This window comes from Serratia sp. CoH_134_PS_4 (genome assembly GCF_058190535.1).
On sequence record NZ_JBXWKI010000003.1, the window covers coordinates 201765 to 226869 of the forward strand.

At 48.8% G+C, this 25105-nt stretch carries 7 protein-coding genes and 1 pseudogene; 7 read left to right on the forward strand and 1 reads right to left on the reverse strand.

What is annotated here, in order from left to right; all coding sequences use genetic code 11:
• Positions 1-45: 45 nt before the first annotated feature.
• The 7 genes from AC2FCQ_RS07895 (at position 46) to AC2FCQ_RS07925 (ending at position 22425) form a co-directional block, all read left to right on the forward strand.
• Entirely contained in the window at positions 46-2910 is a 2865-nt protein-coding gene (locus AC2FCQ_RS07895; RefSeq protein ID WP_490307993.1) for a DEAD/DEAH box helicase, read from the forward strand.
• Positions 2911-2912: 2 nt separating this feature from the next.
• The gene (locus AC2FCQ_RS07900; RefSeq protein WP_490307994.1) at positions 2913-7844 is read left to right on the forward strand and encodes a DNA methyltransferase family protein; all 4932 of its coding nucleotides are present in this window, start codon (positions 2913-2915) and stop codon (positions 7842-7844) included.
• The gene (locus tag AC2FCQ_RS07905) at positions 7844-14191 is read left to right on the forward strand and encodes a DEAD/DEAH box helicase (protein ID WP_490307995.1); all 6348 of its coding nucleotides are present in this window, start codon (positions 7844-7846) and stop codon (positions 14189-14191) included. The genes AC2FCQ_RS07900 and AC2FCQ_RS07905 overlap by 1 nt, the downstream gene beginning before the upstream one ends.
• A complete protein-coding gene (locus tag AC2FCQ_RS07910; protein ID WP_490307996.1) occupies positions 14188-16311 on the forward strand; it encodes a UvrD-helicase domain-containing protein in 2124 nt (707 codons plus the stop codon). Before AC2FCQ_RS07905 ends, AC2FCQ_RS07910 begins: the two co-directional genes overlap by 4 nt.
• 180 nt (positions 16312-16491) lie before the next feature.
• Complete coding sequence (locus AC2FCQ_RS07915; protein ID WP_209634551.1) at positions 16492-17880, forward strand: hypothetical protein; 1389 nt, start codon at positions 16492-16494, stop codon at positions 17878-17880.
• Complete coding sequence (locus AC2FCQ_RS07920; protein WP_209634554.1) at positions 17877-19778, forward strand: phospholipase D-like domain-containing protein; 1902 nt, start codon at positions 17877-17879, stop codon at positions 19776-19778. Before AC2FCQ_RS07915 ends, AC2FCQ_RS07920 begins: the two co-directional genes overlap by 4 nt.
• The gene (locus AC2FCQ_RS07925; protein WP_209634557.1) at positions 19768-22425 is read left to right on the forward strand and encodes a DEAD/DEAH box helicase; all 2658 of its coding nucleotides are present in this window, start codon (positions 19768-19770) and stop codon (positions 22423-22425) included. Before AC2FCQ_RS07920 ends, AC2FCQ_RS07925 begins: the two co-directional genes overlap by 11 nt.
• Positions 22426-22574: 149 nt before the next feature.
• Here AC2FCQ_RS07925 and AC2FCQ_RS07930 read toward each other — a convergent pair.
• Positions 22575-25093: pseudogene (locus tag AC2FCQ_RS07930) on the reverse strand (hypothetical protein).
• Positions 25094-25105 lie beyond the last annotated feature (12 nt).

Below are 25105 nucleotides of genomic sequence, written 5' to 3' on the forward strand. Positions count from 1 at the left end.
ATAAACCACCGATTTGCATTGCTGCTACAACAGACAGAAAAACCGATGAACGAACAAAATTATGCACCCGGGATGCGGGTAGTCATTCGTGACGCAGAGTGGCGTATTCGTCGCGCGGACAACAGTGGTGATGGTGGTCACTTGCTTATTTGTGACGGCATTTCTGAACTGGTACGCGGTAAAGAAGGGTTGTTTCTAACAGGATTGGAAGAAAATATAGAAATACTGGATCCTGCAAAAACTAAGCTGGTAGAGGACGACTCAGCCAACTATCAGGCATCACAACTTTATATCGAAAGCCAGCTTCGCCAGCGAGTGCCGACGGATAGTCTGGTTCACTTTGGTCATAACGCGGCGATGGATTCGATGCCTTTCCAGCTTGATCCAACGCGGATGGCGCTGGCACAGCCACGCCAGAGAATTTTGATTGCCGATGCGGTAGGGTTGGGTAAAACGCTCGAAGCGGGCATTCTGGTTTCCGAGTTAATCCGCCGTGGCCGTGGTAAACGTATTCTGGTGCTGGCGGTTAAATCGATGCTGACCCAGTTTCAGAAAGAGTTCTGGAGTCGTTTTGCCATTCCTTTAACCCGTCTGGACTCTGCTGGTCTGCAAAAAGTACGCAACCGTATCCCCACGAACCACAACCCGTTTCACTATTTTGATAAAACGATTATTTCCATCGATACCCTGAAACAAGACATCGAATACCGTCACCATCTGGAAAACGCCTGGTGGGACATTATCGTTATTGATGAAGCCCATAACGTCGCCGAGCGTGGCAGCAGTTCATTACGTAGCAAACTGGCGAAATTGTTGGCCGGGCGAAGCGATACGTTAATTATGCTCTCTGCGACCCCTCACGATGGGAAAGCTGAAAGTTTTGCCAGCCTGATGAATATGCTTGATCCCACGGCTATCGCTAATCCAAAAGAGTATGAATACACCGATTTCGCGGATAAAAATTTGGTTGTGCGCCGCTTCAAGAAAGACGTGAAAGACCAAATGGCTGGCGAATTCCCTGAGCGTGAAATCAAGGAACTTCAACGAGAAGCGACATCCGCAGAAGAAGAGGTTTACCGCCGTCTTCTGGAAAGTAAATTCCGCGATGACGACGATGAAGATACTTCAGCAAACAAAGGTCGTTTGTTCAAAATCACGCTGGAGAAAGCGCTATTCTCAAGCCCTATGGCTTGTGCCAGCGTCGTCGCGAATCGTTTGAAACGCCTGGAAAGTCGCAAAGAGGTTAATAGCCAGAGCCAAATTAATGAACTGCACTCTTTGTTATTGGCGTTGAATAATGTTGATGCCAGTCAGTTCAGCAAATACCAGCTATTGCTAGAAACCATCCGCAACGATCTCAAATGGAAAGCGAATAATACTGACGACCGTCTGGTGATCTTTACCGAGAGCATAAAAACGCTGGAATTCTTGCACCAGCAACTGCTTGCTGATCTCAAAATCAAACCAGAGCAAGTCGCAACATTACGTGGAGACCAGTGTGATACCGTGCTGATGGAAACTGTTGAAGCCTTCGGTAAGCAACAGTCACCATTGCGTTTGCTGATATGCTCTGATGTGGCATCGGAAGGTATCAACTTGCACCACCTGAGTCACAAAATGGTTCACTTCGATATTCCCTGGTCATTGATGGTATTCCAGCAACGTAACGGGCGTATTGACCGCTACGGACAAAAGCACGTTCCACAAATTCGTTACCTGCTAACTGAAGCAAACGAACCGCAAATCAATGGCGATATGCGCGTTCTGCAAGTGCTGATCAACAAAGATGAGCAAGCGCAGAAAAATATCGGTGACAGTTCAGAATTCACGGGCAAGTTTACCCAGGAAGAGGAAGAAGAGCAGGTCGCAGACCACATGATGCAAGGTAGTGATAACGGCGCTGACCTTTTCGAGCAACTGCTGAACAGTAACGTCGGTGAAGGCGCTGAACACGATTTATTCAGCGAATTGAGTAACGTGGTTTCCAATGACACTCAGTCATTAACAGCTACGGATACCAGCCTCTTCGCTGATGAACAAACCTACTGTGAAAAAGCTCTGGGTTATCTGAAGGCCAGTGGTCAACGTATTCAATACGAAACCTTGCCTGAGAACACTCTGTCGCTGGTGGCCCCGGAAGAGTTACGCCGACGCTTTAATCAGCTTCCGCCAGAAATCACCCCGGAAAATGGCCAGCTTTACCTAAGCCAGGATAAAAAAGTCATCACTGATTCCATTATCCGTTCCCGTGGGGAGCAACACGCCTGGCCAGATATTCATTATCTCTGGCAAATCAATCCGGTGGTGCAGTGGTTAGATGACAAAATGCAGTCTGCCTTTGGTCGCCATCAAGCACCCGTGATTCGCCTGCCACATGTATTTTCGCCAGATGAAGACCATTTTATTCTCTCGGGTTTGTTCCCGAATCGCAAATCCCATCCGATGGTCAATTCATGGCTGGTGGTGAGTTTTAATCTTGACCAGCTAACCGGGAGTTTGCCGTTTGCTGAATTCCTGGCAAACAACCCGCAGCTTGGCAAAAAGCTGACCAATGCTGGTGGCGAGCAACGCAACCATCAGCGCCAGCAGCAGCTACTGGAAAAAGCGATAGATCATGCTCGCGATGTTTTTGCGCATGATCGTCAGGCGTTTGAAGACAAAATTAACCAACAGTTAAATGAACATCTGGAAAAACTAGAGAAACTCAAAGGGCGTCAGATAAGCCAGCTGGAAATGGATTTTGCTGAAAATAAACAGCAAGAGTCAGTTAAACAGAGCCGTAAAGAGCAGCGCCAACGTGAAATTGAACACAACTTTAACAGCTATATCGAATGGATTGAGGACACGATGACTACCGAAAAAGAACCGTGCATTCAGGTCATTGCTGTTATCACCGGAGCGGAGGGTTAATCATGGCGCTGGTCGGTATTAATAACGAAAACGAATTTTACTCTAACCATTATTTGGGCGAAGTATTTACCAGCGATATCCGCGAAGCTCTGGAACCGTGGAACGAACAGGAAAATGCCGCTCGCGAAGTTGAACGTGCTGCCAGAGAAAAAGGCGAAGAGTTTACGCCGGGCTACCGGGCACCCTGGAATCAGCTCAATAACCTGGCGACAGCTTTTTTCCGCCAGTTAGCTGAACAGGAAAAACAGCGCCAGATCCCGCAACGTCTGACGGATCAACGCAGCCGCTGGCAGCCACTGATGCAGGCTTTGGGCTATGAACTCAACCCGCAAACTCAGGTGCTGGAGGACGGTTCTCCTCTTCCTGTACTGGCGCGTTATAACAGCTTGGATGGCAGCCCGTGGTTATGGATCGTTGAAGCCCACGATGTGGAAGAGGGCACTCTCGATCCCCTGGCGTTATCCTTGCTGAAGGCTCAGTTCCCGTCTGATGTAGATAAAAAGCACCGTGATAATCTGCGTAAAAATGCCCGTGGTGAATACCGTTCCTGGCAGGATCTGATTTCGACAGAAGCCTTCACTCAGCCAGAACCACCGCGTTTTGTCTTGCTGCTCGGCAACCGCCAGTTGTTGCTGCTTGACCGCACCAAGTGGGCGCAAAACCGCCTGCTGCGTTTTGATTTTGAAGAAATTTTAAGCCGCCGTGAAACGGAAACGCTGAAAGCCACGGCGGTATTACTGCACAAAGATTCGCTCATGCCTGGCAGCGGCGTGCCTTATCTCGATTCATTGGATGACAATTCCCACAAACATGCGTTTGGTGTGTCCGAAGATCTGAAATATGCGCTGCGTGAAAGTATCGAACTACTCGGCAACGAAGCGATGCGCTACCTCATCGAACGCGGGCTGGCGAACTATACGGGTAACCGTGCCGTTAACCCGGAAGATCTCAGCCGCGAATGCCTGCGCTATATGTACCGCCTGCTGTTTCTGTTCTATATCGAAGCTCGCCCGGAACTGGGTTATGCGCCAATGCAGGCGCGGACTTATCTGCAAGGCTACAGCCTGGAAACGCTGCGCGATCTGGAAATGATCCCGCTTACCAGCGAAGAGGACAGAAATGGCCGCTACCTGCATGACAGCCTGAATATGCTGTTTAAGCTGGTGCGTGAGGGTTACAAAGGCGGTGAGAAGATCCAGAGCGATTGGATCAGCGGTGAACAGATCAGCGTACATAGCAATCAGTTCAAGATCCCTCGTCTTGAAAGTCATCTTTTTGCGGCAGAAAACACGCCTTATTTGAACCGTGTCGTGTTCCGTAACGAAACGCTGCAACAGGTTATTCAGGCGATGTCCCTTAGCCGTCCAGGTAAAGGGCGCTTTGCGCGTCGCGGGCGTATTTCTTATCGCCAGTTAGGGATTAACCAGTTAGGTGCGGTGTATGAAGCGCTGCTCTCCTATCGTGGTTTTTTTGCCAGTCACGATCTCTATGAAGTGAAAAAAGCCGGGGAAGAGTTTAACGAGCTGGAAACCGGCTACTTCGTTAGTGAGGATGAGATCAAGAAATACCATGAGGACGAAAAGGCCTACGAGAAAGATGGCAGCCTGCGTATTCACCGTCGGGGTAGCTTTATCTACCGCATGGCCGGGCGTGACCGAGAGAAATCGGCGTCTTACTACACTCCGGAAGTGTTGACTCGCTCATTGGTAAAATACGCGCTCAAAGAACTGTTTAAAGAGCAAATTGATCCGATGACCGATCTGCATGCCAAAGCCGATGCGGTTTTAAAACTCACCGTTTGCGAACCCGCAATGGGAAGTGCTGCGTTCCTTAACGAAGCCATCAACCAGTTAGCAGAAGCTTATCTGTTCCATAAACAGCAGGCGGAAGGGCGACGTATTCCACAGGATCAGTACACCCAGGAATTACAACGGGTGAAAATGTACATCGCAGATAACAACGTCTTCGGTGTGGACTTAAACCCGGTGGCAGTGGAACTGGCAGAAGTCTCCCTGTGGTTGAACGCCATTAGCGGTGACACCTTTGTGCCATGGTTTGGCTATCAGTTGCACTGCGGTAACTCGCTGGTAGGCACCCGTCGTCAGGTATTCAATAAGAGCGAACTGACCTACAAAAAAGCCAAAGACCCGAGCTGGTTAAACAGCGAACCTGCTGAACTGGCAATGAATACGCCGCGTGAGGAAAAACAGGTTTTCCACTTCCTGCTGCCAGATAGCGGCATGGCAAACTACAGCGATAAAACGGTTAAGCAGCGTTACCCGGACGATTACAAACTGCTCGATGCCTGGCGTAAAGCGTTTACCGCAAGCTTTGAGCCTCATGAAATTAATGACCTGCAGCGTATCAGCAGCAAAGTAGAAGCGTTGTGGAACGCGTATCGTCAGCAGCTTAAAGCCGAGCGCGAAGCCACCGCCGATGGTTATGCCGTCTGGCCATTGCCAGCCGATGCGCAATTGCACTCCAGCATGCGCAGCAAGGACGAGACGTTCAGCAAACGTCACCAGGACAATAGCGACTATCAAAAACTACGTTGGGTAATGGACTATTGGTGTGCGCTGTGGTTCTGGCCGATTGATAAAGCCAATGAACTGCCGGATCGCAGTGACTGGCTGTTTGATCTGGAGATCCTGCTCGACGGTATTGTGGTGACGGAAGAAGTCACGACTGCCGAATCAAACACCATGGCCAGTTTGTTTTACGAAGAGGAAAGCATCCGGGAAGAAGAATCGTTATTCTCCGGCGCGGGTCGCCTGAAAACCGATGTGTTGTTCCGCCATTTACCGCGCCTGAAAGTGGTTGATGCTTTGCGTAAACAGCACCGCTTCTTCCACTGGGATCTAGAATTCAGCGATCTGTTTGCCGAACGTGGCGGTTTTGACCTGATGCTCGGTAACCCGCCGTGGCTGAAGGTGGAATGGCAGGAAGCGGGCGTGCTGGGTGATTTCGAACCAGAATTTGTGCTGCGTAAATTGAGTGCGTCGAAACTGGTAACGCTACGCGAACAAACCTTTAGTCAAATCCCTGCGCTGGAAGATGCCTGGCGCAGTGAGTATGAAGGCTGTGAAGGGATGCAGAACTTCCTTAATGCGCAGCAGAACTACCCGGTGCTGCGTGGTGTGCAGACCAACCTGTATAAATGTTTCTTGCCGCAGGCGTGGCGTTTGGGAGCAAAAAGCGGAGTGGCAGGCTTTCTGCATCCTGAAGGGATATATGACGATCCGAAAGGTGGGCAGTTACGCGCGGCGGTGTATCCGAGGCTAAGAGCGCATTTTCAATTTATTAACGAAACGAAATTATTCTCTGAAGTCCATAACCAGACATTATTTAGCATTAATATCTACGGGCCATTTTGCATTTGCCCTGTATTCGCGCATGTCTCTAATTTGTTTATTCCCCAAACAATTGATGCAAGTTTTGGACACAATGGCGAAGGCATTGTCCCTGGTATCAAAGAAGAAAGTGAAATTGATGGAAAAGTAAAGGTTAAGTGGAACTTCCAGGGGCATAAGGAACGGGTCCTAAACATTGATCAAAAGCAATTAGATCTTTTCTCTCGTCTCTATGATTCAGCTGGAACTCCTGCATTAGAAGCTCGCCTGCCTGCTTTACATGCAACACAACTTGTTGCAGTACTTGAGAAGTTTGCTGATCAACCGAAGCGTTTGGGAGATTTGCAGGGTGAGTATCTGTCACTGGAAATGTGGCATGAAACTAATCAGCAAAAAGATGAAACTATTGAACGACAAACACAGTTCCCGAAAGATACCTCGCAATGGATTCTGTCGGGCCCGCACTTTTTTGTTGGCAATCCATTCTACAATACGCCAAAAACAGTCTGTGATACGAATAAAGCATATGACAATCTCGATCTGTTGACTCTGCCAGACGATTACCTGCCGCGTACCAACTACATTCCTGTATGTGATGCGCAGGAATACGCCAAACGCACGCCGCGAGTGGCTTGGACAGAGGAGGGTGAAGATGAGCCGAGAAAGGTGACGGATTATTATCGCTATGTGGCTAGAAAAATGCTGAGTCAATCTGGCGAAAGAACATTAATTCCTACATTACTCCCGCCTTCAATTGCCCATATTGACGGTTGCTTCTCCGCAGTCTTTAAGAGTATTAGTAGTTTGGTGTTATTTACAACAAGTTCATTATCTGTCGCGTTTGATTTTTGGGTAAAAAGCACAGGAAAATCAAATTTCAGAGATGAATTATTAAAATTAATGCCAATAATCTCGTCTTGTAATCGTGATGAATTACTTGGGCGCGGATTAACATTAATGTCCGTAAGTAATTATTTCAGTGACCTCTGGTTATCTTGCTTTACGCCACATTTCAGTACCCAACATTGGAGCCGCAATCTCCCGCAGCTTCCACAGGATTTCTTCACCAATCTGACTCCTGAATGGCAGCGCAACTGTGCGTTACGTACTGATTACTCCCGCCGTCAGGCGCTGGTTGAAATCGATGTGCTTATCGCTCAGGCGCTAGGGTTGACACTCGAAGAGTTGCTGACTATCTACCGCGTACAATTCCCGGTGATGCGTCAGTACGAAGCCGACACCTGGTACGATCAAATAGGGCGAATTATCTTTACGCCAAGTAAAGGTTTAGTCGGTGTTGGCCTGCCGCGTACCGCCCGTAAAGCCGATCTGAAGAATGGTTTTAGATTCTCTGTGGATAGCCCGGACTGGAAGGGCGGAGATGGCGAGGAATTGGCTATTGGCTGGGATGATGTTAGACACCTGCAAACCGGCACTGTCAGCGTGACTTTTGATGACTACACCCGCAGCGATGAAGGCGAGCGCCGCACCGTGACCTGGCAGGCACCGTTTATCAAACCAGACCGCGAAGACGACTATAAAGTCGCCTGGGCATTCTTTGAAAATGATAAGGAGAGCATCTGATGCTGCCTTCCGTTGTCAGTCGGCAGGTTGCCGACAGCGTAGCCGAGTTTTTACGTGCGGCATTTCCGCTTAATAGCCCGCTCTTCAATGGCGAAGAGAACGATAACATTAATATGCTGGAGCAGTTTCTGCGCCAGCCAGAAGCGTTATTGAAAGGGCCGTATCTCTCCGCTCAGCTGCCGTTCCGTAAAAGTTTATTGCCGCTGGATTTCTTCCCAAATCTGTCGCTGCCATTCCCACCGCACGCCCACCAGGCCCAGGCTTTTGAACGGTTAGGCCGTGCTGAGCCTCAGCCCACATTAGTGGCAACCGGCACGGGTTCCGGTAAGACAGAATGCTTTATGTTCCCGCTGCTTAACTACTGTGCAGGAACACCGGGTGCCGGGGTGAAAGCGATAGTCATTTACCCGATGAACGCCTTGGCAACCGATCAGGCCAGCCGCTTTGCTCAAACTATCAGTGGCGACCCACGCCTGCACGGTAAAGTCACCGTAGGCTTGTTTGTGGGTGATAGCGAAGAACACCCAAGCAAAAAAATGTCTGCCGATAAGGTGATTACCTGCAAACATACGCTGCGCGACAGCCCGCCAGATATCCTGCTGACAAACTATAAAATGCTCGATTACCTGCTGATGCGCCCCGGCGACCAAAAGCTATGGCGGCACAATAAGCCCGGGATGTTGCGCTATCTGGTGGTGGATGAGCTGCATACTTTTGATGGTGCTCAGGGTTCCGATTTGGCCTGTCTGGTGCGCCGCCTTAAATACCATGTCGGTGTAGATAACGGACGTTTTGCTTGTGTTGGTACTTCGGCGACCGTCGGAGATGAACTGGGGCAATTGCTGGATTACGCACAAACTATTTTTGATCAGCCGTTTACCGATGCAGCCGTGATCCGCGAAGATCGTTATAGCGCAGCCGAGTACCTGCAAGGTTTTGAAATAACTCACAGCCAGTATCCCGCGCCAGAAGATAAAACGGCGCTTGAACCTCATCGTTATGCCACGCCAGTTGACTATCTAAACGGGCAGATTCCTCTTTGGTTCCCGGAAAATACATTGCGTCTTCCTGAGAATCTGGAAGACGATAACGGGCGTGAAAAACGCGTAGCGCTCGGTGAAATGTTACGTCGCCACAGTGTGTTGCATGTGTTACTGCGTGATTTACAGGGCGGTATTCTTTCCGAACAGCAGTGCCTTCAAAACCTACAGGTCATGCTTGCTGAAAGCGCGGAGCACGCTGCTCTGGTGTTGCAAAGTATTCTGGCGTTGATTGCTCAGGCAAGGCTGGAAGTGCCGGAAAACCCAGGCGACAATCAGCAGCGCATTGCGGGAGGCAAACCACGCCCGGTCTTACCCTTTGTACAACTGCGTTCACAATTATGGTTACGTGAAATGCGCCGCCTGGTGGCCAGCGTTTCAAAAACACCGCAACTGGTTTTTGCCGATGACCTGACTGTTGAAGACCGAGAACATCACCTGCCGGTCATCCACTGCCGTGACTGCCATGCCACTGGTTGGGTGAGTATGCGCCACGGACAAAATGTGCAGCTGGAAACCGATCTTGATGGGATTTATCGCCAGTTCTTTGAAAAGGGCCGCTCGATTGTGCTGGCCTTCCCGGATAAGAATGAAAAAGCCGTTAGCGGTATGCATCAAAAATTATGCCCGGCTTGCCTGAAGCTTAATAAGCAATCCAACGTGCAGTGTGGGCACTGTGGGTATAGCGAAATGGTGCGGGTACTGATCCCTGACATGCTCAAAGAGCGCAAAGACCAGCTTGAGTTCGCCAACGAATGCCCTTACTGCAACAGCAAAAATGGTATCTCGATCCTCGGTTCCCGTGCGGCCAGCTTATCGGCGGTGATGATCCACCAGCTCTATGGCAGTAAGTTTAACGAACATAAAAAGCTGATCACTTTTTCAGACTCCGTACAAGACGCAGCCCACCGCGCCAGTTTCTTTACTGCCCGTACGTGGCCACTAATGGTGCGTGGGCAGATTGCCCGTTTACTTAATGCGGGTAAAACCTTACGGCTTGACGAATTCGCTCAGAAAGTTTGCCAGCAAACACGTGAGTCCTCGACCGATGACGCACATTTTGTGGCGAATTTCATCGCGCCAAATATGCAGTGGCTAAACGATTATCAGACGTTAAAAATCGAAGGCCAACTTACTGAAAACTCGGATCTGCCGGAGTTGGTTCGGCTACGTCTCGACTGGGAGGTGTGGAGCGAGTTTACCCTTCGTGCCAGCATCGGACGAACGTTAGAGACCACGGGTTTTGCTGCTACCGGCGTGGATACTGAACGGCTTAACCCAGTAATTAAAGCGCTACATCAGCAGCTTTGTGAAGAGTTGGGTGACCTGATGAACGGTGTGACGGTTGAACAAGTCACACATCTGGCTTTAGGGATTTTGTGGTATCAGCGCCATGCTGGTGCGGTGATGCATCCGGCATTTGAAAGTTATCGGCGGGATGGCACGACCTTTATGATGACGCAAAAAGAGCGTACATCACGCTACATGCCATCTATCGGCCCGAAAACGCGTAAACCTGTTTACGCCTCATTTGAAAAAATCACCGGCTTTCACCGTCTTATCGGATCTAAAGACAACCCAAGCTGGTATCAGCGTTGGTTAACGCGCTCATTAAACAGCGGCGATAATATTTTCATCAGTAGTACTTCGGAAACGATATTGCGGCTGCTTTATACGGCGCTGCAACGTGCAGGAATGGTGACATCTTTCGATACCAAAGGTCGTGAAGCCTGGGGGGTGAGTACTTCGGCACTGGTCGTCAGCCGCGATGTCACCCAGCTCAACTGCACGTGCTGCCGGGAAGTTGTTCGCGCGCCATCCGAACAGGCGTGGCTTTGGGAAAATGCTCCTTGTATGTCACTGCGCTGTGATGAAGGTCGCTACCAGATTACTGATAGCAAGCCGACGCTGCGTTGGGACAATATGGATATTGCTCGTGTCATGGGAGCTGAGCATACCGGCTTACTTACCCGTGAAGATCGCGAGGCGACGGAAAAATCGTTCTATCGCGGCACTAAGCCCTGGAACATCAATTTATTATCAGCGACGCCTACACTGGAGATGGGGATCGATGTTGGCGATCTTTCTTCGGTTCTACTTTGTTCCGTACCCCCGGCTCAGGCTAACTATTTACAGCGTATCGGGCGTGCCGGTCGTAAAGACGGGAATGCATTAAACATTACTGTTGCCGAAGGGAATCCGCACGACCAGTTCTTCTTTGAAGAACCACTGGAAATGATGCAGGGACAGGTTCAGGCTCCAGGTGTATTTCTCAATGCAGTGGCGATTCTCGAACGACAACTCGCCGCGTTTTGCCTGGATAACTGGGTAAAAACGGGTGTGCCGGAATCCGCAATCAGTAAAAACGTGAAGCAGATGCTCGATGAATTGGATACTGGCCGTAAGGGCGGTTTCCCATACAATTTCCTGCGCTATGTGCAGGAACATCGTGTGGCGATTGCTGAACGTTTTGCCGGGATTTTCCCGCAACTGGAAGCTGATACCCTGCTGCAACTGACCCATTACCTCACCGGTGAGCAAGATTATCGTTCGCTTGAACAAAGAATAGATACTGCACTGGCGCAATTACTCGAAGATCGCAAATCATTGCGTGCACGTATTGATAAGTTGAAATACAGCATCGAGAAGTTGAAAGCTGCGCCTCAGGATCAAAATTACGAAGCTGATTTGCGTGAACTGACTTCTGAGCGTTCAGCATTGCAGTCACTGATTCGTCAAATAAACGACAAGCAGACCCTGAACTTCCTCACTGATGAAGGCTTGCTGCCGAACTATGCTTTCCCGGAAGCCGGTGTGACTTTACGTTCTGTTTTGTGGAGGCGTAAAGAAGGGGGGCAAGAACGTGAATTCCAGAATACAACCTACGAGTATGAACGCCCTGCCGCCACAGCGCTGGCTGAGCTAGCCCCCTTGAATAACTTTTATGCTGGTGGGCATAAAGTAGAGATCGAACAAATCGATCTTAACGTCTCGAAGCCTGAAAACTGGCGGATATGTAGCCACTGCAACTACAGCGAAAATATCGATCAAACGGGTGACCAGCATAAGTACTGTCCAAAATGTGGCACGCCTGTTTGGGCTGATGCAGGGCAGAAAACGACCTTACTGAAATTGCGTCAGGTCTATGCTCGTGCCAGTGCACGCGATAGCCAAATCAGCGATGATAGTGATAGCCGCGAACCGACTTTCTTCCAGCGGCAGTTACTGGTGAGTTATGAACCTCAGGATGTCACGGCGGCCTATGCCATTGACGAAGGCGAAGTCCCGTTTGGCTTTGAGTTCTTGAGTAAAGTGACTCTGCGCGATATTAACTTCGGCAAGATGGCTGATGATGCCAGCGAGTTGATGATTGCGGGTGACAAAAAGCGACGTACTGGTTTCCAGGTTTGCCTGAGCTGTGGAATGGTTAAACGCCCGCGTAACAATGATCCGCGGCGAGATCATGATCTGAGCTGTAAATACCGCAGCGAGCCAGAAAAAGCGAAGTTTGAAGATTATCTTTATCTTTATCGCCAACTTGAGTCTGAAGCACTGCGTATATTACTGCCTGTAACCAGTTATAGTAATGATCGTATTGTTGAGTCGTCACTTGCTGCTGCCATCCAGCTTGGGTTGAAACATTACTTCAAGGGGAATGTTGATCACCTGAAGGGGGTTGTGTATCGCGAACCTGAAAACGAGGGTGAATCGTGGCGCCAATATCTGGTTATCTACGATACGGTGCCGGGAGGAACGGGCTCTCTAAAAGAATTGATGAGAACGCCAGACAACCTGCTGAAATTGTTGCAGCAGGCCTATCAGGCATTAGTGGAATGTAGCTGTAATCACGATACCAGTAAAGATGGCTGCTACCGCTGTGTGTACGCCTATCGTGATCGTGGGCGCATGAAGTTTGTTTCACGTGACCAGTCGCGCGTACTCTTGGCGCAAATTCTTAAAGCCAGCGATAAAATTCGCCAAATTAAAACCATCAATAGTATTTCGCTCGACGCGATGATGGGGTCTGAGCTTGAGAAGCGATTTATCAGCTGCTTACAGGAGCAAAAAAGCCTGGTTGTTAGCCGCAGCTACGCGCACCAAAGCGCAGGCTGGGTTATCAACACCCGAGCGGAGTCTTCGTCCAGTTGGCATTTAAAAGCACAGGTAGATTTAGGGGTTAAAGAGGGGGTGGGTATTCCATCACGCCCTGATTTTGTTCTTTACCCTATTGCACAACCAGCAGATATAAAGCCAGTCGCGATTTTCCTTGATGGTTATGCATTCCATAAAGACTGTGTGTCTGACGACGTACAAAAACGTCAAGCAATTAAAGATAGTGGTCATTATCATGTCTGGACTATCGGTTGGCGTGACCTTAATGAGGCTGGGTGTAAGCATCTGCAGGATGTACTTGGTCTTGGGCATAATCCGGCAATGAAACAGCCTACGATTTATAACCGATTCCATGATGTCAATTTCGTTACCTTACATACTTCCGTTCAGGACAGGAACAGCTTCGATTTGTTACTTGATTATCTGGCAGAGCCTGAGCAAAAAACGACGTTTTGGAAACAGCTGGCTGCCGCACATGCCTGGGTATGGCTGGATGTTAAGCGCTCACAAGAGCCTAGCGTTCAGCAAAAATATGCTTATGAAATGCAGGAAAATGCCTCACCAGTACGCCAGAAGCAAATTTTACCCGACGAACCTTTTGTTTTTGGCGGGCTTCTGGACAGTTGCTGTTCATCTCAACAATTTATTGAGTTGGCATCAGTACTGCTTCAGAGCTATCTCAAGATCACGCCAACTGCTGATCAGCTGTGTGAGGCATTACGACTACATCTCTGTTTTGATGACCGCCATTCAGAGGATAGCGGTTATGAAGCTGGATTTTATGGTTTCTGGCGCTTGGTGAACCTGCTGCAATTTTTGCCTGATATGTCGTTTACCAGTCGTAAAGCAATACACCAGCCACAAGAAAAATTAGTAGTTGTGCCGATAGAAGCAGCTCAAGAAGTGCAGTCAGATGCTAGTTGGGCAGAAATTATTGAGTTTGAATTACTCACCAGTGAAGAAATTGCTTTGCTTCAGGCTCATGACCTTGGAGCACCTGTTCCTGGCTACGCCTTACAAAACGATCTGGGTGAGATTATTGCAGAAGCCGATCTTGCCTGGCCTGAACGGAAACAGGTCATCATTTTCGAAGATGAGAACTTCGCTTCTCATTTCACAACAAATGGCTGGCAGGTCGCTTTAGGCCCAATCAGCGAAGAAACCTTACAACATCTGTCAGGAGGTGATAAATGACGGTTCAGTCGCCAAAAGTGGCACTTTCTGATGGCTTTTTGGGGGCATTTGCTCGTATCCCAAAAGCGCAGCAGAAGAAAGTTCAGGAGTTTATTTCTAAGTTTCGCCAGGATCCCACCAGTAATGGGCTGAACTACGAAAAGATTCACGATGCTCGAAGTGCCAATGTTCATTCGGTACGCATTGATCAAACTTACCGCGGTATCGTGCTTAAACCAGAACAAGGCGCGATATATATGCTGATGTGGGTGGACAAGCATGACGAAGCCTATGAATGGGCGCGCCGTCATGACTGTTCGATTCACCCATTAACTGGGGCGATTCAGGTTATTGATATTAGTTATATCAAGGCTGTGCCTGAACCTGTTGCACCTGATAAATCTAAGCTGTTTGCTGCATATTCAGCCGATCAGATCCTGGCACTAGGTGTTCCTCCTGTATTTATCGATCAGGTTATGGTTCTTACGGATGTCGATGGGCTTAACCAGCTTGAAAACGTTATGCCTGCAGAGGCCTGGGAGCCACTTCATTGGTTGTCTGAAGGATTGGATTACCAAGAGGTTCTGGAAGAGTTTAACGACCGCAAAGATGTGCCTATCGATACTAACGACTTCATCGAAGCTATTGAACGCAGTAAGCGTCGATTCCATGTAGTGGAAAATGAGCAAGAACTGCTCCAAATGCTTAATGCACCACTAGAAAAGTGGCGAATCTTTTTGCATCCCAGCCAGCGTAAGTTGGTAGAAAATCCTGCGACCGGACCTGTTCGTGTCTTGGGTGGCGCTGGTACAGGGAAAACCGTAGTTGCTATGCATCGTGCAAGATGGCTTGCTCAACGTTTGGGTGATCAACCTGGCAAGAAAATTCTGTTTACGACTTTTACTCGTAACCTTGCTGCAGATATTCGCGCCAATTTACAGCGTCTTTGTTCTCGTGAAGAAATGGCTCGCATCGAAGTTATTAATATTGATGCCTGGATGAGTGAACAACTTAAACGCCATGGTTATGATTTCCGTGTAGTTTATGAAAGCGATGAAGGTCGACGTAAATGCTGGAGTTATGCCTTGCAGCAAGCCCCAGCAGAGCTCGGTTTATCTGATAATTTTTACGCGGAAGAATGGGCTCGGGTAGTGCAACCCAATGCGGTCTACAGTCGTGAAGACTACCTTAAAGTTAGTCGCCTAGGGCGAGGAACGGCATTGTCGCGTATTCAGCGAGCCAAAATATGGCCTGTATTTGAAGAGTTTCGTTCCCAAATGGCACGCGCAAAATTGCGTGAAATGGGGGATGCGATGCATGAAGCGATTGTCCTGTTTAAAGAAAAACAGGTTCAGTTACCTTATAGCAGCATTGTGGTCGATGAAGCCCAGGATATTGGTGCTCCGGCCTTTACTCTAATTCGTAGTCTGGTACCTGAGTCACCTAATGATCTGTTTATTGTCGGTGATGGGCATCAGAGGATCTATCGCAATAAGGTTGTCCTGGGGCAATGTGGCATTAATGTCCGTGGTCGCCGAAGTAAGAAACTAAAAATTAACTACCGTACAACCGAAGAAACTCGTCGGTTTGCCGTTGGGTTGTTGACTGGAGTTAAGGTAGATAACCTGGATGGTGAAGCAGATGCCAGCAATGATTATCTGTCATTGCTGCATGGTGATTTACCAACCATAACGCATGCTACCGATTTTAAAGAAGAAGCAGGCACCATCGTTAAACAGATTCAGGCGTTACTGGCTAATAATGTGCGTTCCCAGGATATTTGTATAACGGCCCGTACCAAGCACGCCTATGACCGTTATGCTTCTGCGTTAGATGATGCTGGAATTGAAACTTATTCTTTAGGCCAGGACAGCGGTGATACTGATCAACGTTCTGGGGTGCGTATGGCAACGATGCATCGCATCAAAGGACTTGAGTTCCAGTATGTCTTCCTTGCCGGGATTAACGATGGTGTTGTACCTGAGGTGAAAGCAATAACTTCAGATGATCCTGTAGAGAAACGTGATGCGTTGTTCAATGAACGAGCATTGCTTCACGTGGCAGCAACACGTGCAGTAAAAGGATTATTTGTTTCATCATACGGTAAACCTAGTTTCTTACTGGAGCCTGAAAGCGAGTAACGCAACCAGATAACCAGAAGCTACAGCTTCTGGTTATCTGCATTTTAGCCCTAATCAATATCGGCCACTGATTTGCTGATTTGGTAAGGATTAGGAAATCAAGTGGCACATGGAAGGGCTTTCGCAGTGCACAAATTGCGTGTTGTTAGCCCTGTGGGCATAAAGGACTGACGCAACGAAATGTACATAGAAAAATTTCTGACTGAATACGATGACTCGCTAACAGGTGAATTGAATGTTGATCCGCTTGGGCAATTAGTCATCTGGTCGTCCTGGGGACAGGACATTTTTCATAGCCGTATTACTTCTATCGCAAATGATGTGCGGCAATACACGCTGAATCTGATGCATCACAGCGTACTGCGCCAGCTGCTGGCAGATGACAAGCAGCAAACTGCTGGCGCGATGAAAAGCCTCTATCATAAAAAGCAGGCGCGCGAGTTCAGAGCAGCCTGTCTGATCCATCTTGAAAATATCTATATCTACTCCATGCTGGCGGCTGAAAAAAGGGGCGTCACGCTCACCGGTGTGCAGGGTATTAATAAAGCCAGGCCAAGATGGAATGCCGCAGACAAAAATCCTCCGTTACATTTTGGTCATGAGAAGGGCAGTGAGCTGCTGACCAATCAGATTGCGCTTGGCACCAATGGGCGCTACAAATCGCCAATGATGAATATGCAGTTTTTCACTACTGATTACCGCTACGATCTGCCGGGTAATAAGCCTGTGTGGCAGGCTGCAGAGGCATTTATCCAGCATGTGCCAGAGCTGAATAAATTACGTGAAGCGGCTCTGACCCACTTGCAGTCACTAATGCAGGTATCACATAAGCGCGATCTCAGCCCGGTTTACGAAGACATTCCTGCCAGCCTTAAAAAGGCTTATGTGACGGCATTCCGCGACCCCAAAATGGTGGGTGATTACTCCCGTGAATTCTGGCTGCAAAGAACAGGTTTGGATAAACACGCGGCTGGGGCGATTTATCTGGTACTTGAGCAGGAACGTGAACGTTCGGACGAACCGGAGCTCACAGTCGCTGAGGTTTTCAAACGAGCCGTACAACAGGCTAAAAGCGTGCCTGAAATGAATGAAAACGATCTTATGGCGTTACAGAATATCTGCCAGGCTGAGCCGTTTTTGTCGTTGATCGATCTGATGTTTTCTGGTCTACGCCGACAGGGTAGTCAAACACTGGCAGAGTTCCGTCAATTCTGGCAGTCGCGCGGTCTCACGGAACTACATCTGCCTCAAATGGCGGCTCAGCTTCAACAAAATGGTGCACTACTTTCCTCCCTTTCCGGAACTCCCGCTAGACGTTTTCAGCAGTTATTAACGCTGGCCAGCGAGACATTGCTGGAAGAACAGGTACGGGGTCTGCTGGCCTATCATCACAAGCTAATGGAAGCTCGAGGACAATTTCCGTGGCTAATGCTGGAAGGCGACGAGATTGTGTTGCAAGTGCCGCTGTATTCGCTTCGTGAAGAACGCCGGAATAGCGACTGGGTAAACCGTTACTATTTGCCACAGTTCAGGCACATGCTGAATGGCTTATGGGGAAGCGCGGCATGAAACTGCTAGAAACTTTTAAAAAGCAGATTGCTGAAATGGGCGATCTAAAGCGCGTTTGGCTTACCACCTTTAATCTGGATATCTCTTTTGTTGAGACTTGGGTGCTACCTGCTGTACTGGGAATGGATGTGCCTGCGAGTCGTATGGACTATGAAGGCCTGCAACGAGCGCTGGACGAGAGCGGCATTGATTTCCGCATTTATTGCGATCCGCACATGATGGCGAAAGATAAGCCGAAAAGAACCTCGATAGCGGTGTATCCAGTTTCGGTGCGTAGGCTGGCTCAAGGCGAAGACTCTTATCTGGACAAGGATCGCGGTCTGTTTCACCCGAAAGTGTTTTATCTCGAAGATCACAACAGAAAGATTATTGTGGGGGCGGGCAGTGCCAACCTTACGCTGAGTGGATGGGGGCGAAATCAGGAAGCAGCAGTTTTTCGTTGCGTTGCCAGTAATACCCAGTACCAACAGGTAAAACAGTTTTTTACCTCTATCGACAACAGTTTGAATAAAGAAGCGTTCTTCCCCATACGCCGTAAGTTTCTTGGCGATGATCATGGCTGGTCATTTATTCACAGTCTGGCTGGCGCCACGCTGCTGGATACCCTGAAACAGGGTGTTGAGTTGAAAACGCTGAGCGTCTGGTCACCTTATCTTGCTGCGGATCTGGCAGGTTTTATTGGCAGGTTAGGGCCGGAATTACGCGTAGAATTAGTTCCTGACTTGGTCGAAGGAAACTATATACGCACTCGCTGGAGTGAAAGTATTCAGGAGCTAATAACAAGTAAAGCGCTGACCCTTCACGACTCGCCTGCTCCCAAAGACGATCGTGCGTTGATGACCCATGCCAAGCTCTGGCTGGCGAAAAGCAGCAAAAGCACGCAACTGGCAGTGGGGTCCTGGAATTTCACTTCTCCCGGTTGCAGCAGCCTCATGGAGAAAAACTGGAATGTAGAAGCGGGAATTGTGCATCCGGTCTCTCGTAACATCACGATTTGCGGCAAAGAATGGGATGATGTTAATGAGGAGGATTTCGCCAGTGAAGTATTGTTGAAGGAAGAGGTGCTGGAGCTGGGCGAACTCCCTCCTTTCGATCTCACCGTTATTTTTGACTGGACCCGCTGCGAATATCAGATTGTCGGGCAATGGTTCAGTGGCAAGCCAGAGTCGGGTTACCACTTGATACTGCCGGGTATCAATGGGTCGAATGAACTGGTATGGAAAGCTAATGGTCAAGTTCTGAAGTCACCACAGCAATTGGCAGTATTGAAGAGCGATGCCGTGTTGGATAACCCTTTTTATACCCTGCGTAGAGCAGGAAAAACAGACTGGCAGGGTATGATCGTCGAAACTGGTACTGAACACCGGCGCGCGCTGAGCTTTACATCGCTCGATGAGCTGCTTAACAGTTATCTGAGTTCTGCAGATCCCGGTTTGAGCGATCGCCTTATGCTGCGGGGCGTTGGGGCGCAAGACGAAGTGCAAAGTGAGGTAGAGGCAGAAATCATTAGATTAGAAGTCACCAGCTATTTCCGCCTGTTTCAGGCCATCCAACAGCGTCGCAACTGGCTGGTAGAGGTGGAAGATGGCACCCTGCTTTATCGTCGTCTGTTCAGCGAACCTGGCTGTCTGCAGGAACTGGCAGAAATAGCCAGAGAGCGGGTGAAGCAACCAACCCATCCGGTATTTAACTGGTTCCTGGCGCAGGAAGTTAATAGTCTGGCAGCTCTGGCAATAAAGCGTGTTAAAAGTATCCGACGCAAACAGGGGGCTGAAGCCATATTTGTCGCAGCGCACTTGTGGGAGTCTCTACAGGTTGCCATTCCACCTCTAACTAGCGATGCCGCTAGCCTGCGTTATCTCGCTGCCATCAGGGAAGACTGTAGTTATGGCGAATAAGTTAAAACAGATCATTACCCCGGTTGAGGTTTCAGCCGTGATGAATTTCGATGCGACTGATATGCACTGGCAGTATCAATCCGGTGCGTCCAGCATGGCGGCGAAGCAGGCTGAGGGTGTGGCTGGATTGTGGAATTTGCTGAGTAAACAACGACTGGCGCTTCTCGCCGATGAAGTCGGCATGGGCAAGACCTATCAGGCGATGGGTATAATGCTGCTGTTATGGGAGGCAAAACCCGATGCGCGCATTCTGGTGATGGCACCTAACAGGACGCTCTGCGACAACTGGGAAAAGGAATTCGGCACCTTCACCCAGAAGCACTACCGGGCAGCGAATAATGCGTTTACCTCAGCAGAGGGGAAGGAAAAATATGCTCCGCAAATTCAAGGCAGGCTGGCAGATCTGGCGGAAGCTGTGGAGAAAAAGGCACACCATTTCTACCTCACTACCATCCACTCATTAAGCGGCCTGGTGCCCCAGTCTGAAAAAGAAGATGCTCTGAACGCTGCAGAAGCCTATGGCGCGTCGTATCGTCAGCAGATTAAGCAAGCTCTGGGAAAAGGAGGCTTTGACTTAATTATCATTGATGAGGCGCACTACTTTCGTAACCGAAGCGGCTCACAGCGCGCTGCTGCCGCTCAGGCCTTCTTTGGTGATGCGCAGGATCGGCTGGGTAGCAACGTACTACTGTTGACGGGAACCCCCAATCACTCATCACCGCGAAATATTTATGACATTTTTAGCTACTTCAGTGACTTGCCAAAGCGGTACGCAGTGGATGATGTCAGCGCTCTGATGAATGATTTTGCCATCCGTCGCCTGCGAAAAATGCAGGGCAGGGAGGGCAGTCACAGCAAATATGAGTATCGTCATGAGCGCGCCAGCGTTTCCAACTTTACTGACCGGCTGGATGCAGAGCTGTTCTTTGCTCTTTATCAGAAACAACTGGTTGTCCAGCTGGATAAAGAGAAAAAGTCGGGTGGCGGCAGACGTATGCTCTATGGCTATCTTGAAGGGTTTGAATCAACGGGTAGCACAGCCAGTGAGCGGGACAATGGTGGCGATGAAGAAGAACAAACCCATAACGACTTCAACCAAGCCCCGGATTCTTCTCTGCTCAACAGGCTTACCCGGCAGTTTAACGATATCTATCAACGCTTTCCGGATCACCCGAAATACGATGCGCTGGTGGATGCCTGCGTTACCAGCGATCCATTCGAGCAGTTGCAGCCGCTACACAGCAGAAAGCATCTGGTCTTTGTGCGCCGCATTCCGTCGGTGCGCGAAATTACCCAGCGCATCAACGCCCGTTATGACGAAATGATGGCTAAGCGGTTGATGGATGTCTGGCATCTACCCGCTGATGCACGGGAAAAATGGCGAGAATCGGGTTGGTCGCGGGAAACCTTCGTTGATCTTTTATCGGGAAAATCCAGCGGGGAGCCGGATCTGGAAGAGCATATGCAAGAAGATAGCGCGGCAGATGAACCCGAAGCAGATAATGAGCTGAAGCTTTCCAGTAAAATAGCGGAGTTGTTTGTAACGAAGAAAACCGGCCTGCGCCGCACTGACTGTGCCAACGTCAGTTTGCGTTTCCGCCGCCCGGACAGTCTTTTCTCTCTGTTTCTGGAACCTGCACTGGACGGCACAACTGGTACCTATCGTTATCATTACCGAAAAGAGTCTGGTGAACGTCAGCGCGACAGCTATGGTGATGCCGCGCGCGATGCCCGGTGGTCGCAAACCCCATTAGCGGCGGGGATTGAATATACCAAGGCATTACCTACCGCTTGGGGACTGATGTTCAATGAGCTCCCGCAACCGGCAAAAGAGCAACTGATAAAATGGCTCGACCAGCCTAACGGCATGGCAATCATTGAAAACTTTGCCAACTATCTGCGCACTGGTTACCTGTTTGCCAGCCCGGTGATGATTGAGCTCTATTGCTGGTTTACTGAGTTCAGGCGTGAACCTCAAAAGAGCGAAGTTCAGCAGCGCTATGAGCATTTTGTTGAGTGGGTGACCCCCAAGCTGAAGAGATCGCTGATGCAGCGTTACTTTGTGGCTGCTATCGAAACTTTCGAAACACTATGCGTGAAAATTGTTGGTCAGAAGCTGGATAGTAATCAGTACAGCTGGCGCGAGTTTACCAGCCTGAACAGCCCTGGCTGGTACGCTAGCGGGCAATCCCACAACCGTGAACGCTTGATTCGCGGATTTAACTCGCCCTTCTTCCCGAATGTCTTGGTAGCGACTTCAGTATTGCAGGAAGGTGTGAACCTCCATCTTCAATGTCATCAGGTGCACCATTACGGCATTGCCTGGACGCCTGGTGATAATGAACAGCGGAATGGGAGAGTTGACCGCCTCTTTGGCCGTATCAATACCATGCTCAAGGTCCAGGGAGAAGCCGAGATGATAATAAATTATCCTTACCTTGAAGGTTCATTTGACCAGGATCAGTTGGCATCATTTATTCGCCATAAACATAGTGTTGAAGAGAAGCTTGACAGTTGTGAACCCCAGGATTTCGATAGTGCAATTGATCTGCAGGAGGACACTCAGGATTGGCAACGATGGCTACGACAGCCTTGTAAGGACAAGGATAAAGAAGATCCTTATCCAGCAAGGTTTGATCTGCAGTGATTTACTCTAGGTGATTACCACACATGCGGTAATCACCCTCGTATATCAACGGATTATCAAAGAAGGGGGCCAGTGTGTAGTGGCTGGAGCCACTACACACTGGCCGAGCCGCTATATTGTCTTAAAAATTTGTCCCTATATTATTTCGGTCATGCAGCAGCAGAAATCGGCGCTGCCGTCTCCAGTTGATCAACTATCTCGCTAATTTGCGCATGGCCATAGGTTAGAATCGGCCTTTGCTTAACCACACTGACTACCAGCGGCTTGATCAACATATTGGCTGTCGCACGGCCTTGCTCTTTAGCAGCGAAGATGATCTCCAGCGTTTTTTGGTCGATCACAGTTGCCAGATTCGCGTTAAGGTTTGCAAGTTCATGCTCTGTAAGCATGAGGTTTGTCACAAGCCATGTTACTTGCTCCTGAATGAGCGTCAGCACTTTAACCCGATCGTCTTCAACCAGAGCACCAGCAATTTTTCTGGAAATAGCTGTGGCAATTATCCCACCTAGTAAGCCGCCTGCTGCGCGCCCAGCTAAAGCGCCAAACGGACCTAATGGGCTAAGCATTACTCCGCCAGCAATGGAACCAATAGCTCCTCCTGCCACGCTGGAAGAGGTTACAGCCAGATTTTTTATAAACTGAGCTCCAGAAATATGACCACGTATCATCTTGATCATATCCGGTCCAGTGGTCACGGCGACCAACGCAAAAGAGGTTACAAGAGTACCACGCATCATTTTATTCAAAGAGTTCAGGTTATTGGCTCCGACTCCCTGCTGAAGCGCATTCCTTACAGTTGGGCTGGCTGCCGCGAAATCAATATTTTTAAGCAACCCCTGAACGGCGCCAATGCGGTGTAACTGCTGAACCGTCACATAAACTGTCAGCGTACGGGCAAAGGTTTTCCCTGCCTGAATCGCAGCTATTTGTAGCGCGGCCTTACGATCACCGGTATTGAGATAGAAAATAGAAGCCGTCAGGCCAAAGCTGATCCCGCCTGCAGCAAGGCTGACAATAGACCCTTCTGCAAGATCGTAAGTAATGGATTCGAATGTGCCAAACTTAGTAATATTCTGGGCTTGGGTATAGGTAAGATGGCCCTGACGCACCAGTTTTGTCGCTTCAACAGGATCGTTAACCCCTGGCACTTTGCCATCGCGAATTTTGTTCTGCATAGTTTCAAGTGCTTTTGCATACTGGTCTTTAGGCACTTCAAGCTGCATCGGTGTGCCGTTACTGTCATAGTAACGATACTGACCATTCTGCCCATCAAAACCCGCCCCTACGCTGCGCGCTGCAGTCGCACAATACTTTGTTTGGATCTCAGTACCATTAACCAGCCTATCTGCTCCATTTTTTGCATTGTCGTCACCGAGAATATGTGAGTCTTTCAGACGTGCTTTGTCGACCAGATGATTTCCTCGTTCAGCTGCAAAACCATGCCCTTGTCCACCCGTAGCAAACATTTTTTCATTGGTATTCCAGACTTCTGGCAACGTCATGAGTATCAGGCCATTCATCGCTGCGCTGGAAATAAACTCAGCCTGTGGTCTCTCATGGATTTCCAGACATAGTTTTTCAGTTTCCCGACAGACATCAGAGCAATACCATTCATGGTTTACGTGCTCAGTACCATTCACACTTCTAATATCACTCAAACCGCATGATGTGCAGGTACAAAGTTCATCTACATAGTGGAATGAGACAAATTTTCGTCCGTCTGAAAACGAATAATAACTCCCACAATCGAGATAACGATTCAGGAGATCATCGTTTGCAGCGGAAGGTAAATTTAGTCGATTGGCGAAAAGGCTTTTCAGCTCATCGGAAGAGTGAGTTAGCTTGCTGTTTAATCGTTCATTGAATTCAGCCATTTTTGTTTCATACCAGGCATCATTCAATAACCAGTTTTCGCCCGCCAATTCTTGTTCACGCGTATCGCCCTGCAAAATATATTGCGAGACCAGCTTCAGATAAATACTTTCGATTAATTCTGCTGAGAGGTTACTTCCTTGTTTTAGCTCTGCCAGCCATCCTCGGCTATTGATTGCTTTTTGTTCCTTCAATCCTTCGTTGATAGCAATCGCTAATTTCTTGAGTTCCTGAATCTGATTTGCCGCATAGAACTGCGTCAGCAAGGCTGCTATCCAGTAAAGCAAACCAGCCCACCACATTAGCGAAGATGAGATATTGTATTGCCATGCGATAAATGGAGTTGCAGCAGAACAGGTCATCAAAAAATAAGAAGTATAGAAACAGCAATAATACTCATTAATTTTCCTGGCAATGTCGGCTGATGTAAGCCCATTTCTCAGAATTGCTCTGGTTTGCACGGGCAGCGCTAGCAGGCCTCCAGCAAATGCGGCAGTTAAAATGAACTTCATTGAGTCAAAGGTATGGGCTTCATAGGCGATATGTTTGCCGTCAAGCCCCCACATAAAGCTAATGATCATGCCAGAAATGACCAGTGGAACACCCAACGACCAGCGTAGGCGAAGCGCAAAGATATGTGCTCCACAATATAACCTGCTAATAGCGGTGGTCCTGCTACAATCAGTACCCCTAGACCTAATACCACACCCAGAATATTGAGCGATGCCCGAAATAACGTTTTAATAATAACAAACCCTATAACCAGAAGAATTAATACACCAATTATCTGTAGCATTATTATTTTTAT

What these genes read in the sequence shown, in the direction of transcription:
- AC2FCQ_RS07915 (WP_209634551.1), top strand. Translation starts at nt 16,492, where the DNA reads ATGTACATAGAAAAATTTCTGACTGAATACGATGACTCGCTAACAGGT.
- AC2FCQ_RS07900 (WP_490307994.1), top strand. Translation starts at nt 2,913, where the DNA reads ATGGCGCTGGTCGGTATTAATAACGAAAACGAATTTTACTCTAACCAT.
- AC2FCQ_RS07895 (WP_490307993.1), top strand. Translation starts at nt 46, where the DNA reads ATGAACGAACAAAATTATGCACCCGGGATGCGGGTAGTCATTCGTGAC.
- AC2FCQ_RS07925 (WP_209634557.1), top strand. Translation starts at nt 19,768, where the DNA reads ATGGCGAATAAGTTAAAACAGATCATTACCCCGGTTGAGGTTTCAGCC.
- AC2FCQ_RS07910 (WP_490307996.1), top strand. Translation starts at nt 14,188, where the DNA reads ATGACGGTTCAGTCGCCAAAAGTGGCACTTTCTGATGGCTTTTTGGGG.
- AC2FCQ_RS07920 (WP_209634554.1), top strand. Translation starts at nt 17,877, where the DNA reads ATGAAACTGCTAGAAACTTTTAAAAAGCAGATTGCTGAAATGGGCGAT.
- AC2FCQ_RS07905 (WP_490307995.1), top strand. Translation starts at nt 7,844, where the DNA reads ATGCTGCCTTCCGTTGTCAGTCGGCAGGTTGCCGACAGCGTAGCCGAG.